The following is a 15,402-nucleotide window of genomic DNA, read 5'->3' as shown; positions in this document are numbered from 1 at the left end:
GTTTGAGCGGCGTTGGCCCCTGGCTTCCTGGGGAAGTTGATCGGGGCGTCAAGATAAAAGTCGGCAAAGGTACTCATCCGTCTGTCCGGGAGCAAGCCCTGCCGGACGAGTGTCGAGGATAGATTGTCGCAGCCCTGAAAGCCTCGTCACCCGGTGCTCACAACCGTGAGCGACCCACCAGTCAGTCACGACATGGCACGGGCAATGCTTTAATCTAACGCAATTTTTTTGCCAGCCCGCCGGAGTAACACCCCATGCCTATCCGAGAGATCCGCCACCCGCTGATCCGCCACAAAATCGGTCTGATGCGCCGCGCCGACATCAGCACGAAGAACTTCCGCGAACTGGCCCAGGAAGTGGGCGCCCTGCTCACCTATGAGGCAACCAACGACCTGCCCCTGGAAAACTACGAGATCCTCGGCTGGGCGGGCCCGGTGCAGGTGGAGAAGATCGCCGGCAAGAAGATCACCGTGGTGCCCATCCTGCGTGCCGGCATCGGCATGCTCGACGGCGTGCTCAGCCTGATCCCGGGCGCCAAGGTCAGCGCCGTGGGCGTGGCCCGTAACGAGGAAACCCTCGAAGCACACACCTACCTGGAAAAACTGGCCCCCGAGATCGACGAGCGCCTGGCGCTGATCATCGACCCGATGCTGGCCACCGGCGGCTCTCTGGTCGCCACCATCGAGCTGCTCAAGCGTGCCGGCTGCAAGGAGATCCGCGCCATGGTGCTGGTGGCCGCGCCGGAAGGCATCAAGGTGGTCAACGACGCCCACCCGGACGTGATGATCTTCACCGCCTCCATCGATGAAAAGCTCAACGAGCATGGCTACATCATTCCGGGCCTGGGCGATGCCGGCGACAAGATCTTCGGCACCAAGCAGAAGGACACCTGATCCATGAGCGATGAATTCAACGAACCGCTGTGGCGCCAGGTGCTGTCCGGCGCGCAGATGCTCTTCGTGGCCTTCGGCGCCCTGGTGCTGATGCCGCTGATCACCGGCCTGGACCCGAACGTGGCGCTGTTCACCGCCGGCATGGGCACGCTGCTGTTCCAGCTGGTGACCGGTCGCCAGGTGCCGGTGTTCCTGGCATCGAGCTTCGCCTTCATCACCCCCATCATCCTCGCCAAGGGCCAGTTCGGCCTGGCCGCGACCATGGGCGGCGTGGTGGCGGCGGGCTTCGTCTACACCTTCCTCGGCCTGGCGGTGAAGATCAAAGGCACCGGCTTCATCGACCGCCTGCTGCCCCCGGTGGTGATCGGCCCGGTGATCATCTCCATCGGCCTGGCCATGGCCCCCATCGCCGCCAACATGGCCATGGGCAAGGCCGGTGACGGCACCGAGCTGATCCCCTACGCCACCGCCATGTGGATCTCCATGCCGGCGCTGCTGACCACCCTGGTGGTGGCGGTGTTCGGCAAGGGCATCTTCCGCCTGGTGCCGATCATCTCCGGCGTGCTGGTGGGCTTCGCCCTGTCGTTCTGGTTCGGCGTGGTCGACACCGCCAAGATCCTCGCGGCGCCCTGGCTGGAACTGCCGGCCTTCACCGCCCCCGAGTTCAACTGGCAGGCCATCCTGTTCATCGTCCCCGTGGCCCTGGCCCCGGCCATCGAGCACATCGGCGGCGTGATCGCGGTGGGCAGCGTCACCGGCAAGAACTACCTGAAGACCCCCGGCCTGCACCGCACCCTGCTGGGCGACGGCCTGGCCACCTCGGCCGCCGGCCTGTTCGGCGGCCCGCCGAACACCACCTACGCCGAAGTCACCGGCGCGGTGATGCTGACCAAGAACTACAACCCGAAGATCATGACTTGGGCAGCGGTGTTCGCCATCGGCCTGGCCTTCATCGGCAAGTTCGGCGCCATCCTGCAAAGCATCCCGGTACCGGTCATGGGCGGCATCCTCTGCCTGCTGTTCGGCTCCATCGCCGCGGTGGGCATGAACACCATGATCCGCCACAAGGTCGACCTGGCCGAGGCGCGCAACCTGGTGATCGTTTCGGTGACCCTGGTGTTCGGCATCGGCGGCGTACTGATCGGCACCGGCACCGGCCCGGACGACTTCGGCCTCAAGGGCATCGCACTCTGCGCCATCGTCGCCATCGCCCTCAACCTGATCCTTCCCGGCCACGACGCCTGGAAGCACAAGGCGGCGGACGACGCGCCGGACATCTGAGCCCCGCGCCACAAAAAAAGCCCCGCAATCGCGGGGCTTTTTCATTGGGGCCGCCGGTCAGGCATCCGCCAGCTTGGCCGCCGGCAGCGGGCTCGGCGCCACCCACTGTTTCAGGCGCTCGATGCTTTCGCGGTAGGGCTTGAGCCCCATCCACAGCAGCACCACCGAGCTGAACACCGCCAGCGAGGTGACGACCAGCAGCGAATAGCGCAGCGCCTTGTCGTCGGCGAACACGTAGTCGGTCACCAAGGCCACGGCAGTGGGGCCGAGGCCCAGGCCGATCAGGGTGATGACGAACAGGTAGATGGCCGAGGCCTGGCCACGCATGGAGTTGGGCATGATTTCCTGGATCGCCGCCGGCGCCACGCCGAAGGGCATGCTGAGGAAGAACACGGTCGGCGCCATCAGCACGGTCACCCAGTTGGCGTTGTCCAGCAGCGGGAACACCAGCACCAGCGGCAGCGCGCCAAGGGCAGCAATCAGGCCGACACGCATGTTGGCGTCGCTGCGACCGCGCTTGGCCATGCGGTCCGCCAGGCGGCCGCCGAAGACGATGCCGAGGCAACCGAACACCGCGACGATGCTGCCGTAGACCACGCCCACGTGACCGGCGTCCCAGCCGTAGGTGCGGATGAAGAAGGTGGGGATCCAGGCCGCGCTGCCGTAGCCGGCGAAGGCCAGCCCGGCGAAGCCGAAGTTGTGGCATAGCACGGTGCGGCGGTTGGCGCGGATGTAGCGCCCCACTTCAGAGAAAGGCACCGCGACACCGGCGCCCACGCCGCGCCGCGCCGGCTCGCGCACCGCCAGCATCAGCAGGGTGAAGAGCACGCCCGCACCGCCGAGGATGAGGAAGATCAACTGCCAGGGGCGCACGTCGCCCAGCAGCGGCAGGTGCACGTCACCCTGGGCCGAGGCGAACTTGATCACCAGCCCGCCGAGCAGGAAGGCCAGCCCCGAGCCGAGGTACACGCCCATGGAATACACGCTGATGGCGGTGGCACGGCGCTCCTGGGGGAAGCTGTCGGCGATCAGCGAATAGGCCGCTGGCGACAATGCCGCCTCGCCCACGCCCACGCCGATGCGGCAGACGAGGAACTGCCAGTACAGCTTGGCCATGCCGCAGGCGGCGGTGGCGGCGCTCCAGAACAGCACGCCGATGGCGATCAGCCCGCGGCGGCTGCGGGTATCGGCCAGGCGCCCGAGGGGGATGCCGCAGACGGTGTAGAACAGCGCGAAGGACAGGCCCATCAGCAGGCTCATCTGCGTATCGCTGATGACCAGGTCGCGGCGGATGGGCTCCACCAGCAGGTTGAGAATCTGCCGATCGATGAAGGAAAGCACGTAGGCCACCATCAGGATGGCGACGGTGGTCCAGGCGGAAAGACTGGAGGGGTAGCCGTTATTGTTGTTATGCACGGGCGTCTCCTCGGCGCCGGCGGTGCGGCGCACGACGGTGGAAGGTCGCGCCAGCTTAGGTGCATATCAAGGTGCCCGGTACCTTCGCCCCGCCTTTATTGGCGAGGCGAATGCAGGTCATCGGCTCTCGCTGATGACCGCGCGGTCAGAGCTTCTGGCTGGCCTTCTCGCAAAGCCGGGCCAGGGTCTCCACCCATTGCGGGTGGCTGTTGAGGCAGGGCACCAGCACCAGTTCCTGGCCACCGGCCTCCTGGAACTGCTCGCTGCCGCGCTGGCCGATCTCTTCCAGGGTCTCGATGCAGTCGGAGACGAAGGCCGGGCACATCACCAGCAGCTTCTTCACGCCCTGGCGGCCCAGCTCGTCGAGGCGCGCCTCGGTGTAGGGCTCGATCCATTTGTCGCGGCCCAGGCGCGACTGGAAGGACACCGACCACTGCTCCGGCGCCAGGCCGGCACGCGCGGCGAAGGCTTCGGCGGTGCGCTGGCACTGGCTGCGGTAGCAGAACTCCATCACCGCATCGCTGACACCCACGCTGCTGGGGGCGCGCAGGTCATGGTTGGGATCGATGGGCTTGACCAGCTTGCGGATGTGCCGCTCGGGCAGGCCGTGGAAGCTCAGCAGCAGGTGGTCGAAGCCCTGCTCCAGATGGGGCCGGGCACTGGCCACCAGCGCGTCGATGTAGCTGTCGTCGGCGTAGAAGGGTGCCAGCACCGACACATCCAGCTTCAGGCTATGGGCGGCGATCACCCGGCGCGCCTCGGCGATGGCGGTGGTGGTGGTGCTGTCGGCGAACTGCGGATACAGCGGCGCCAGGGTCACGCGGCGGATGCCGTCCTTCGCCAGCTTGAGCAGGGTGTTTTCGATGGAGGGCTCGCCGTAGCGCATCGCCAGTTCCACCGGGCCGTGGGGCCAGTGCGCGCCCATGGCCTCCTGCAGCTGGCGGCTGAGGACGATCAGCGGCGAACCCTCGGGCCACCAGATGGAGGCGTAGGCGTGGGCCGACTGCGCGGGGCGCTTGATCAGGATCAGCGACACCAGCAGGCGCCGCAGCGGCCAGGGCAGGTCGACCACGTAAGGGTCCATGAGGAACTGGTCGAGGTAGCGGCGCACGTCCCCTTCCGAGGTGGAAGCGGGTGAGCCCAGGTTGGCCAGCAGCAGCGCGTGATCAGTCATGCAACGTCCTTAGGCCTCAGCACATCGGCGAGCGCCGTATCCAGATCGGTGAAACGAAAGGTGAAACCGGCATCCAGCAGCCGCGTCGGCACGGCGCGCTGGCCACCCAGCAGGAGGATCGACATTTCCCCCAGCAGCAGGCGCAACGCGAAGGTCGGCGCCGGCAGAACGGTCGGCCGCCCCAGCGCACGGCCCAGGCTCCGGGTGAAATCACAATTGCGCGCGGGGTGCGGAGCGCACGCATTATAGGGACCACTGGCCCCCTCCAGCCGCAAAAGAAAATCCATCGCGGCGATTTGATCCTGCAGGTGGATCCAGGGCATCCACTGGCGGCCACTGCCCAGGCGGCCACCGAGGCCGAGGCGGAACGCCCGGAGCATGTCGCGGAGGAAACCATCATGGGCCGCGAGCACCAGGCCGGTGCGCAACAGCACCACGCGGATGCCCAGGGCTTCGGCACGTTGTGCGGTCTCTTCCCAGGCGATGCACAGGGTGCTGGCGAAATCGCCGTTGCCGGGTGGCGCGTCCTCGCGCAGCTCGCGCTCGCCGGCGTCGCCGTACCAGCCCACGGCCGAGCCGGACAGCAGCAGCGCCGGGCGTTGCTCGCGGGTCTCCAGCCAGGCCAGCAGGCGCTCGGTGAAGGCCACCCGGCTGTCGAGAATCTTCGCCTTGCGGTTGCGCGTCCACAGCCCGCCAGCCACCGGCTCGCCGGCCATGTTGACCAGTGCATCCAGGGGTACGTCACCGTATTCGTGGAGGCTGCCGATGGCCCGCACCGCCGGCCCGCAAAGCCCCGCCACGCGCGGCGGCGTGCGGCTGAGCACGGTCACCTGGTGGCCCTGCCCGGCCCACAGCCGGCAGAGCTCGCGACCGATCAGGCCAGTACCGCCGGTCAGCAATATGTGCATGGCATCCTCCTCGCATGGCGCTAACTGGAGATATCGCCCTAGTCTGAATCAAGAGAGGGCACGGGTTGAGTCCGCCATGGTCACACCTCTATGAGCGGCATGCGAGATTGGAACCGATAGCCCCTGTACAACGCAACACAGCTGTATAGGTTCGTCGATAGCCTGACCTGTAGTAGCCACAGCACGAGGTAAAGAGGTAACCATGAGCACACCCATCGCCATCATCGGAACCGGCCTCGCGGGCCTGTCCGCCGCCCAGGCGCTGCATGCCGCCGGGCACGCCGTACAGCTCTTCGACAAGAGCCGCGGCAGTGGCGGTCGTATGGCCAGCAAGCGCAGCGACGCCGGCTCGCTCGATCTCGGCGCGCAATACTTCACCGCCAGGGACCGCCGCTTCACCGAGGTCGTCCAGCAATGGCGCGACCGAGGCTGGGTCGCCGAGTGGACGCCCACCCTCTACAACTTCCGCAACGGCAGCCTGATGCCCTCCCCCGACGAGCAGGTGCGCTGGGTCGGCACCCCCCGCATGAGCGCCATCACCCGCGCCCTGCTCGGCGCCTTGCCGGTGAACTTCGCCTGCCGCATCACCGAGGTGTTCCGCGGCGAACAGCACTGGGGCCTGCAAGATGCAGAGGGGCAGAGCCACGGGCCCTTCAGCCACGTCATCATCGCCACCCCGGCGCCCCAGGCCACCGCCCTGCTGGCCGCCGCGCCGAAGCTCGCCGGTGCCGCCGCCAGCGTCGCCATGGAGCCCACCTGGGCCGTGGCACTGGCCTTCGAACAGCCGCTGGATACCCCCGTGGAAGGCTGCTTCGTGCAGGACAGCCCGCTGGACTGGCTGGCCCGCAACCGCACCAAGCCGGGCCGCGAAACCGCCCTGGATACCTGGGTGCTGCACGCCAGCAGCGCCTGGAGCAAGCAGCACCTGGACCTGCCCAAGGAGGCGGTGATCGAGCAACTGCATGGCGCCTTCGCCGAGCTCATCGGCTGTGCCGTTCCCGCGCCGGTGTTCAGCCTCGCCCACCGCTGGCTCTATGCACGCCCCGCCCAGGGCCACGAATGGGGCGCCCTGGCCGATGCCGACCTGGGCCTCTACGCCTGCGGCGACTGGTGCAGCTCCGGCCGTGTCGAAGGGGCCTGGTTGAGCGGGCAGGAAACGGCGCGCCGATTGATCGAACACCTGGGCAGGTAACCGGCTCGGGCTTCCCTTCCAACCACACTTCATGTCGGTCCACAGGATGGGTGTGCACACCCATCCTGTGGTGCAGCGGGTGCCGCTCCGCTGCGATACAAAACTTGTACAACTCAATTGACTTGTACAACGACAGGCCTAAGATGGAATAAACCTGTACAGGAAATACTTCTTGTACAAGAAATCATCCGAGGCCATGCCATGACACAGGACGCCCCCACGCACGCCAAGCCTCGGCTCGGCATCAGTGCATGCCTGCTGGGCGAACCCGTGCGCTTCAATGGCGGGCACAAGGAATCGCGCCTGTGCAGCCGTACCCTGGCCCGCTATTTCGAGTTCGTCCCAGTCTGCCCCGAGGTCGCCATCGGCCTGGGTACGCCACGCGAAGTCATTCGCCTGGCCGGCGACCCTGCCGCTCCTCGCGCGGTCACCCGTGATGGCGAGCGCGACCTGAGCGAACCGCTCACCGCCCATGGCGAGCAGATGGCGGACGAGCTGGGCGACCTGTGCGGCTACATATTCATGCAGAAGTCGCCGTCCTGCGGCCTGCACCGGGTGAAGGTCTACCAGGCCAACGGCATCCCCGCCGAGGAAGGCGGCCGCGGCCTCTACGCCGAGGCCTTCTGCAAGCGCCACCCGGAGCTGCCGGTGGAAGAGGAAGGCCGCCTCTGCGACCCGGTGCTACGGGAAAACTTCCTCACCCGCGTGTTCGCCTGCGCGCGCTGGCGGGCCCTCTGTGCCAGCGGCCTGACCCGCCGCGGCATCCTCGACTTCCATGCCCGCTACAAATACCAGCTGATGGCCAGCGACCCGCAGCAGTACCGCGCCCTCGGCCGCCTGCTGGGCGACATCGGCAACCATGCGCCGGAGGACTTCGGCCCGCCCTACTTCCGCCAGCTCATGGCCGCGCTGACCCGCTGCGCCACCCGGGGCACCCACAGCAACGTGCTGCAGCACATCAGCGGTTACCTGAAGGGCGCCCTGGGGCGTGACGAGAAGGTCGAGATGCAGCGCCTGATCGAGCAGTACCGCACCGGCATCGTGCCGCTGGTGGTGCCGCTCACCCTGCTCAAGCACCACTTCGCCCGCCACCCGCATCCCTACATCGCGCAGCAGGCCTACCTGCAGCCGCATCCCGAAGATCTCAGCCTGCGCAACGCCATCTAGCCATGGACGATTACGACGACACGCCGCTCGACGGCGATTTCCAGGCCGCCCTCGCCCGGGGCCTGCTGCCCATCCGCGAGGTGGCGCGCCTCACCGGCGTCAACCCGGTGACCCTGCGCGCCTGGGAACGCCGCTACGGCCTGGTGCTGCCCCAGCGCACCGCCAAGGGCCACCGCCTGTATGCGCCGGAGCACGTGGCGCGCATCCGCGCCGTGCTCACCTGGCTCGACCGTGGCGTACCGGTGGGCCAGGTGAAGGGATTGCTGCGCGGCGGCCAGCACGCCGGGCTCGCGTCTTCCTCGCTGTGGGACGAGCAGCGCCACCAGTTGCTGGAGGCCATCGGCGCCCTGGCCGAGCGCCGCCTCGACGAGCGCTTCAACGCCGCGCTGTCGATCTACCCGCCGCTGACGCTGTGCCAGCAACTGCTGCTGCCGCTGCTGGAAGCCCTGGAAACCCGCTGGGGCGATGCCTATGGCGCGCGCCTGGAGCGGGTGTTCTTCAACGCCTGGCTGCGCAGCAAGCTGGGCGCGCGCATCTACCACAACAACCGCCAGCATGGCGGCGCCCCACTGTTGCTGCTCAACCCCAGTGAACAACCCATGGCGCCGGGCCTGTGGATAAGTGCCTGGCTGGCCAGCAATGCCGGCTGCGCGGTGGAAGTGCTGGAGTGGCCGATACCCGCCGCGGAGCTGCCCCTGGCCATCGCCCGTATCGAACCCCGCGCCCTGCTGCTGTATGCCGAACAGGCCCTGGCCGGCCCCAGCCTGGCACGCCTGCTGGCCGACCACGGCTGCCCGCTCGTGCTCGCCGGGCCCGCCGTGCGCATCCACCAGCGCGAGCTGCAAGAGCTGGCCGCACAAGGCATCCGCCCCCATCTCGCCGACGACCCGGTCGCGGCCCTGCAAACCCTGTCCAGCCTTGGTGTGCTGGCCAGGCCCGAGGATCTTCCATGCGCCAACTGATGTGGTTCCGCTGCGACCTGCGCGTCCAGGACAACACGGCCCTGTCCGCCGCGATGGCCGCCGGGCCGACCCTGGCCCTCTACCTGCTCAGCCCCGGCCAGTGGCTGGAACACGACGACGCCCCCGCCAAGGTGGATTTCTGGCTGCGCAACCTGGCGGCGCTGCAGGCCGAGCTGGCACGCCTCAACGTGCCGTTGCTGATACGCCGCGCCGACCGCTGGGACGAAGCGCCCGAAGCCGTCGCCCGGCTGTGCCACGAGCACCAGGTCAGCGCCGTGCACGTCAACGAGGAGTACGGCATCAACGAGGCCAAGCGCGATGCCGCCGTGAAGACGCGCCTGCAGGCCGACGACCTGCGCCTGCGCAGCCACCTCGACCAACTGCTGTTCAAGCCGGGCAGCGTGCTGACCAAGAGCGACAGCTACTTCCAGGTCTTCAGCCAGTTCCGCAAGGTCTGCTACGCGCGGCTGCACAGCGCCCTGCCCCACGCCGCGCCGCTGCCGAAAAAGCAGGAGCCGCTGGGTATCGAAAGCAGCGCCGTACCTGCCACGGTGAAGGGCTTCCACAGCCCGCCCGCCAGCCTGCAAGCGCTCTGGCCCGCCGGCGAAGAAGAAGCGGGCCGCCGCCTGGAGGCGTTCGCCGACCAGCAGATCGAGCACTACCAGGACGAACGCGATTTCCCCGCACACCCCGGCACCAGCCAGCTGTCGCCCTACCTCGCCGCCGGCGTGCTGTCGCCACGGCAATGCCTGCATGCCGCGTTGCGCAGCAACCAGGGCGAGTTCGAGTCGGGCAACGTCGGCGCCGTCACCTGGATCAACGAACTGCTCTGGCGCGAGTTCTACAAACACATCCTCGTGGGCTACCCGCGTGTCAGCCGCCACCGCGCCTTCCGTGCCGACACCGAAGCGCTGCGCTGGCGCGATGCGCCTGAAGACCTGGAAGCCTGGCAGCAAGGGCGTACCGGCATCCCCATCGTCGACGCGGCGATGCGCCAGTTGCTGGCCACCGGCTGGATGCACAACCGCCTGCGCATGGTGGTGGCCATGTTCCTCACCAAGAACCTGCTGATCGACTGGCGCGAGGGCGAGCGCTGGTTCATGCGCCACCTGATCGACGGCGACCTGGCGGCCAACAACGGCGGCTGGCAGTGGAGCGCCTCCACCGGCACCGATGCCGCGCCCTACTTCCGCATCTTCAACCCGGTGAGCCAGTCCCAGCGCTTCGACCCCCAAGGGGTGTTCATCCGCCAGTGGCTGCCGGAGCTGGCCAGCCTGGACAAGAAGGACATCCACGACCCGGCCGCCCGTGGCGGGCTGTTCCTGCCGGAAGGTTATCCACAGCCGATGGTGGACCTCTCCTCCAGTCGCGACCGCGCCATCGCCGCGTTCCGCAGCCTGCCCAAGGCGGTCACGGCATGAGCGCCTTCCTCCAGCGCTTCGCCGAGGACTTCGCGCGCCTGGGCCGCGACAACCTCGACCTGCTCGCCACGCTGTACAGCGAGGACGCCCAGTTCACCGACCCGCTGCACCAGGTCGAAGGGCTGCCCGCCATCCGCCGCTACTTCGCCGGGCTCTACGAGAACGTCAGCGACCTGCACTTCGAGTTCCACGGCCACGATCAGGTCGGCGAAGGCGAGGGCTACCTGCGCTGGACCATGACCTACCGCCACCCGCGCCTGGAGGGCGGCCGCCCCATCGCCGTCGAGGGCTGCTCGCACCTGCGCTGGAACGAACGGGTGTACTACCACCGCGACTATTTCGATGCCGGGGCGCTGCTCTACGAACATGTGCCCGTACTGGGCCGGTTGATCGGCCTGCTCAAGGGGCGACTGGCATGAACGACTCCCGACGCATCTGGCTCACCGGCGCCAGCAGCGGCATCGGTGCCGAACTGGCCGAACAGCTGCTGCAAGGTGGCCACCGGCTGGCACTCAGCGCCCGCCGCAGAGGCCCGCTGGAAGCGCTGCAACAGCGCTTCCCCGAGCAGGTGCTGCTGGCGCCGGGCGACCTCGCCGACGCCGAGCAGGTGGCCGCCATCGCCGAGCGCATCCAGCGTCACTGGGGCGCCCTGGACAGCGCCATTCTCAATGCCGGCACCTGTGAATACCTGGAGGCCGGGCATTTCGATGCCGCCTTGGTGGAGCGCGTGGTCCGCGCCAACCTGCTGGCCCCGGCGTACTGCATCGAAGCGGCGCTGCCGCTGCTGCGCCAAGGCGAGCAACCGCACCTGGTAGGTGTGGTGAGCGCCGTCACCCACTTCGCCCTGCCCCGGGCCGAAGCCTATGGCGCCTCCAAGGCCGGGCTGCGCTACCTGCTGGAGTCCCTGCGCCTGGACCTGGCCCACGAGGGGATCGACATCACCCTGGTCAGCCCCGGCTTCGTCGACACGCCGCTGACCCAGGGCAACGACTTCCCCATGCCCATGCGCTGGCCGGTGCAACGGGCCGCGCACCACATCGTCCAGCGCCTGCCCCGCCGGCCGCTGGAGATCGCCTTCCCCGGCCCCTTCATCTTCGCCCTGCGCCTGCTTGCCCGATTGCCGGCGCGGCTGCGCCTGGCCCTGGGCCGGCGCCTGGTCCGCAACGGAGCACCTCAATGAGAGTCGCCATCATCGGCAGCGGCATTTCCGGCTTGACCTGTGCCTGGCTGCTGTCCCGCCGCCACGATATCCAGCTGTTCGAAGCCAGCGACTGGATCGGCGGCCACACCCACACCGTGGACGTGCAACTGGGCGGCCGCGACTACGCGGTGGACACCGGCTTCATCGTCTTCAACGACTGGACCTACCCCAACTTCATCCGCCTGTTGGATCGCCTGGGCGTGGCCAGCCAGCCCACCGAGATGAGCTTCTCGGTGCACGACCCGGCCAGTGGCCTGGAGTACAACGGCAACAACCTCAACAGCCTCTTCGCCCAACGCAGGAACCTGCTGTCGCCGGGCTTCTGGGGCATGCTGCGGGAGATCCTGCGCTTCAACCGCGAGGCCCAGGCGGACCTGGAAGCCGGGCGCATCAGCGCCGCCATCACCCTGGGCGATTACCTGCAACTGGGTGGCTACGGCGCGCGCTTCCGCGACCACTACCTGGTGCCCATGGGCGCGGCCATCTGGTCCATGCCCCTGGACGACATGCTGGCCTTCCCGCTGCAGTTCTTCGTGCGTTTCTTCAAGAACCACGGCCTGCTTTCGGTCAGCCATCGCCCGCAGTGGCGGGTGGTCAGCGGTGGTTCGCGCAGCTATGTGGCGCCCCTGACGGCAGGCTTCACCGAGCGCATCCGCCTGGCCTGCCCGGTGTCCTGGGTGGAGCGCGACGCCGAAGGGGTGACCGTGCACAGCGCCGCCGGCAGCGAGCGCTTCGACAAGGTGGTGTTTGCTTGCCACAGCGACCAGGCCCTGGCGCTGCTGGCCCAGCCGACGGCCAGCGAACGCGAGGTGCTGGGCGCCCTGCCCTACGCCGCCAACGAGGTGGTGCTGCACACCGACACGCGCCTGCTGCCGGAGCGCCGGCTCGCCTGGGCCAGCTGGAACTACCGCCTGGGCGGCCCCACCCAGCGCCCGGCGGCAGTGACCTACAACATGAACATCCTCCAAGGCATAGAGGCGCCGGAAACCTTCTGCGTCAGCCTCAACCAGGGCGAGGCCATCGACCCGGCACGCTTACTCGCCCGCTTCAGCTACGCCCACCCGCAGTTCAGCCTGCCCGGCCTGCTAGCCCAGGCACGCTGGGAAGAGATCAACGCCAAGCGCCACAGCTACTTCTGCGGCGCCTACTGGGGCAACGGCTTCCATGAAGACGGTGTGGTCAGCGCCCTGCGCGTAGCCCGCGAGTTCGGGGAAGCCCTGTGAACAGCGCCCTGTATAGCGGCTGGGTACGGCACCGGCGGCACCAGCCCCGCGCCCATGCCTTCCGCTACCGCATCGGCCTGCTGTACCTGGACCTGGATGAGCAGGAACAGGTGCTCGGCCTCTCGCCCCTGGCCGGGCACGGCCGCTTCAAGCCCTTCGCCTTCCGCGAGCGGGATTTCCTGCCGCAGTTCACCGGCGCGGGCATGACCTTGGCCGAGGCGGTGCGCCAACGCGTGACCGAGGCGCTGGGCGTTCGCCCCGAAGGCTCCATCCGCCTGTTGGCCCAGGCCCGCAGCTGGGGGCTGGCCTTCAACCCGGCGAGTTTCTTCTACTGCCATGACGCCGACGGGACCCTGGTGGCGATCCTCTGCGAGGTGACCAACACGCCCTGGCGCGAGCGCTACCACTACGTGGTGCCGGCGCAGGGCGATGGCCACCAGCGGGTGCGGGTGGACAAGGCCTTCCATGTCTCGCCCTTCCTGCCCCCCGAGCTGGAGTACCGCATGGCCTTCAGCCCGGTGGGCCCGCGCCTGGCGGTGCACATGGAGGACTGGCAGGGCGACACCCGGCTGTTCGACGCGACCCTCGATCTGGAGCGCCACGAACTCGACCGCGCCAGCCTGCACCGCCATCTCGCCAGCTTTCCCTGGATGACGGCGAAGACCGTCCTGGGCATCTACTGGCAGGCCCTGCGCCTGCTGCTCAAACGCCTGCCCCTGTTCTCCCACCAGGCGGCGGACGGCGCCTACCGCGTCGCCACCACGCATTCGAAGGAGCATCACCATGAAGAGCACTAGTCTCGGCATCAAGCCGGGCCTGTTCGGCACCACCGGCCTGGCCGGCGGCCTGTTGCGCCGGCTGGTGCTGGCCCAGCTGGAAGGGTTGCGCCACGGCCAGCTGACCGTGCTGGAGGACGGCGAGGAGCGGGTCTTCGGCGATGCCCAGGCCGAACTCAGGGCACGCATCGAGGTGCAGGATGCGGCGGTCTGGCCGCTGGTGGCGGCCAATGGCTCCATCGGCTCGGGGGAGGCCTATATCCACGGTTACTGGACCACGCCGGACCTGACGGCGGTGATCCGCGTATTCGTCGCCAACCTCGATGTGCTCGACGGCATGGAACGTGGCCTGGCCCTGCTGGGAAGGCCGCTGGTGCAGGGCCTGCACTGGCTCAACCGCAACACCCGGGCTGGCTCGCGGCGCAACATCGCCGCCCATTACGACCTGGGCAACGACCTGTTCGAGCAAATGCTCGACCCGACCATGATGTACTCCGCCGCGCAGTTCGCCAGCCCCGAGCAGAGCCTGGAGCAGGCCCAGTTGAACAAGCTGGAACGCATCTGCCGCAAGCTCGACCTCAAGCCCGACGACCACCTGCTGGAGATCGGCACCGGCTGGGGCAGCATGGCGCTCTACGCTGCCACCCACCACGGCTGCCGGGTGACCACCACTACCCTGTCCCGCGAGCAGTATGAGTACACCCGCCGGCGCATCGAGGAGCAGGGCCTGCAGTCACGCATCACCCTGCTGCTGCAGGACTACCGCGACCTCGACGGACGCTTCGACAAGCTGGTATCCATCGAGATGGTCGAGGCGGTGGGCCACCGCTTCCTGCCCGCCTACTTCCGGCAATGCGCTCGGCTGCTGAAGGACGATGGGTTGATGCTGCTGCAGGCCATCACCATGCGCGACCAGCGCTACGAGCAGGCCAAACGCAGCGTCGATTTCATCCAGCGCTACATCTTCCCCGGCGGCGCCCTGCCCTCGGTGCAGAAGATGCTGGAGGTGATCACCCGCGACAGCGACATGAACCTGCTGCACATGGAGGACTTCGGCCCCCACTACGCGCGCACCCTGCGCCACTGGCACGACAATCTGCGCGCAGCGCGCGGGCGCCTGGAGCAACTGGGCTACGACGAAACCTTCTACCGGCTCTGGGAGTTCTACCTGTGCTACTGCGAGGGCGGCTTCCTGGAGCGCGCCATCGGCACCGCACAGCTGGTGCTGGCCAAGCCCGGCGCGCGCCCGCCGTCACTGCTCGGCCGCCTGGATGCCTAGGCAACTGGCCAATGCGGCGTTGTTCCAGCTGGGCTGGTTCGCCTGCCTGTTCGCCGCCAACCAGCCGCTCCTGCTGCTGGTGGCGCCGGCGATCCTGGCGCTGCATTTCCTCTGCATCGGCTCCTGGTCGGAGGACGGCCGCCTGGTGATCGCGGTGACGTTGCTGGGCAGCCTGCTGGACTGCCTGTTGCTCAACCTCGGCCTGTTCGACTTCGGCTATGGCGGGCACCTGATCCCGCCCTGGCTGGTGCTGCTCTGGGCATTGCTGGGCACCACGCTCAACCATTGCCTGGCCTGGACTGCCCGGCCCTGGTGGCTGGCCAGCCTGCTGGGCGCCATCGCCGCACCGCTGTCGTACCTGGCCGGCGCGCGCGTGGCCGGGGTCGGCCTGCCCTTCGGCACGCTGCCGAGCCTGCTGGTACTGGCGCTGATCTGGGCCGCCGTGTTGCCGTTGCTGCACCGCCTGGCGAGGCAATTGAAACGACCCACGCCGAGCACCTGATCGGCCC

At 68.2% G+C, this 15,402-nt stretch carries 15 protein-coding genes; 12 read left to right on the top strand and 3 right to left on the bottom strand.

Annotation, left to right across the window (positions count from 1 at the left end):
* The first annotated feature begins 254 nt into the window (after positions 1–254).
* Positions 255–893 (top strand): uracil phosphoribosyltransferase, encoded by a 639-nt coding sequence (gene upp, locus OEJ36_RS17875; RefSeq protein ID WP_263402655.1) that lies wholly within the window; start codon positions 255–257, stop codon positions 891–893.
* Positions 894–896: 3 nt separating this feature from the next.
* A complete protein-coding gene (locus tag OEJ36_RS17870; RefSeq protein ID WP_263402654.1) occupies positions 897–2,174 on the top strand; it encodes a uracil-xanthine permease family protein in 1,278 nt (425 codons plus the stop codon).
* 57 nt (positions 2,175–2,231) lie between these two features.
* On the opposite strand, the gene OEJ36_RS17865 is transcribed toward OEJ36_RS17870, so the two are convergent.
* From OEJ36_RS17865 to OEJ36_RS17855, 3 genes are all read right to left on the bottom strand, one after another.
* Positions 2,232–3,590 carry a spinster family MFS transporter gene (locus OEJ36_RS17865; protein ID WP_263402653.1) on the bottom strand — a complete coding sequence of 453 codons (1,359 nt, stop codon included), beginning with the start codon at positions 3,588–3,590 and terminating at the stop codon, positions 2,232–2,234.
* 145 nt (positions 3,591–3,735) lie between these two features.
* Positions 3,736–4,764 carry a ferrochelatase gene (gene hemH, locus OEJ36_RS17860; RefSeq protein WP_263402652.1) on the bottom strand — a complete coding sequence of 343 codons (1,029 nt, stop codon included), beginning with the start codon at positions 4,762–4,764 and terminating at the stop codon, positions 3,736–3,738.
* Positions 4,761–5,672: a TIGR01777 family oxidoreductase gene (locus OEJ36_RS17855; protein WP_263402651.1), complete on the bottom strand. Its 912-nt coding sequence runs from the start codon at positions 5,670–5,672 to the stop codon at positions 4,761–4,763. Before OEJ36_RS17855 ends, hemH begins: the two co-directional genes overlap by 4 nt.
* 202 nt (positions 5,673–5,874) lie before the next feature.
* Here OEJ36_RS17855 and OEJ36_RS17850 point away from each other — a divergent pair, with 202 nt between their 5' ends.
* From OEJ36_RS17850 to OEJ36_RS17805, 10 genes are all read left to right on the top strand, one after another.
* Complete coding sequence (locus tag OEJ36_RS17850; protein WP_263402650.1) at positions 5,875–6,864, top strand: NAD(P)/FAD-dependent oxidoreductase; 990 nt, start codon at positions 5,875–5,877, stop codon at positions 6,862–6,864.
* 201 nt (positions 6,865–7,065) lie between these two features.
* The gene (locus OEJ36_RS17845; protein ID WP_263402649.1) at positions 7,066–8,031 is read left to right on the top strand and encodes a YbgA family protein; all 966 of its coding nucleotides are present in this window, start codon (positions 7,066–7,068) and stop codon (positions 8,029–8,031) included.
* A gap of 2 nt (positions 8,032–8,033) precedes the next feature.
* Complete coding sequence (locus tag OEJ36_RS17840; protein WP_263402648.1) at positions 8,034–8,993, top strand: MerR family transcriptional regulator; 960 nt, start codon at positions 8,034–8,036, stop codon at positions 8,991–8,993.
* The gene (gene phrB, locus OEJ36_RS17835; protein WP_263402647.1) at positions 8,981–10,414 is read left to right on the top strand and encodes a deoxyribodipyrimidine photo-lyase; all 1,434 of its coding nucleotides are present in this window, start codon (positions 8,981–8,983) and stop codon (positions 10,412–10,414) included. Before OEJ36_RS17840 ends, phrB begins: the two co-directional genes overlap by 13 nt.
* Positions 10,411–10,833 carry a nuclear transport factor 2 family protein gene (locus OEJ36_RS17830; RefSeq protein WP_263402646.1) on the top strand — a complete coding sequence of 141 codons (423 nt, stop codon included), beginning with the start codon at positions 10,411–10,413 and terminating at the stop codon, positions 10,831–10,833. Before phrB ends, OEJ36_RS17830 begins: the two co-directional genes overlap by 4 nt.
* Positions 10,830–11,594 carry an SDR family NAD(P)-dependent oxidoreductase gene (locus tag OEJ36_RS17825; protein ID WP_263402645.1) on the top strand — a complete coding sequence of 255 codons (765 nt, stop codon included), beginning with the start codon at positions 10,830–10,832 and terminating at the stop codon, positions 11,592–11,594. The genes OEJ36_RS17830 and OEJ36_RS17825 overlap by 4 nt, the downstream gene beginning before the upstream one ends.
* Entirely contained in the window at positions 11,591–12,838 is a 1,248-nt protein-coding gene (locus tag OEJ36_RS17820; protein WP_263402644.1) for an NAD(P)/FAD-dependent oxidoreductase, read from the top strand. The genes OEJ36_RS17825 and OEJ36_RS17820 overlap by 4 nt, the downstream gene beginning before the upstream one ends.
* Positions 12,835–13,635, top strand: a complete 801-nt coding sequence (locus tag OEJ36_RS17815) for a DUF1365 domain-containing protein (protein ID WP_263402643.1) — start codon at positions 12,835–12,837, stop codon at positions 13,633–13,635. The genes OEJ36_RS17820 and OEJ36_RS17815 overlap by 4 nt, the downstream gene beginning before the upstream one ends.
* Entirely contained in the window at positions 13,622–14,893 is a 1,272-nt protein-coding gene (locus tag OEJ36_RS17810; RefSeq protein WP_263402642.1) for an SAM-dependent methyltransferase, read from the top strand. The genes OEJ36_RS17815 and OEJ36_RS17810 overlap by 14 nt, the downstream gene beginning before the upstream one ends.
* A complete protein-coding gene (locus OEJ36_RS17805; RefSeq protein WP_263402641.1) occupies positions 14,886–15,395 on the top strand; it encodes a DUF2878 domain-containing protein in 510 nt (169 codons plus the stop codon). Before OEJ36_RS17810 ends, OEJ36_RS17805 begins: the two co-directional genes overlap by 8 nt.
* The last annotated feature ends 7 nt before the right edge of the window (positions 15,396–15,402 follow it).

It is taken from the genome of Pseudomonas sp. PDM13 (assembly GCF_025685765.1).
Taxonomy (GTDB): domain Bacteria; phylum Pseudomonadota; class Gammaproteobacteria; order Pseudomonadales; family Pseudomonadaceae; genus Metapseudomonas; species Metapseudomonas solani.
The sequence above is the reverse complement of the archived record's forward strand: the minus strand, read 5'-3'. Positions and strand labels throughout refer to the sequence as shown.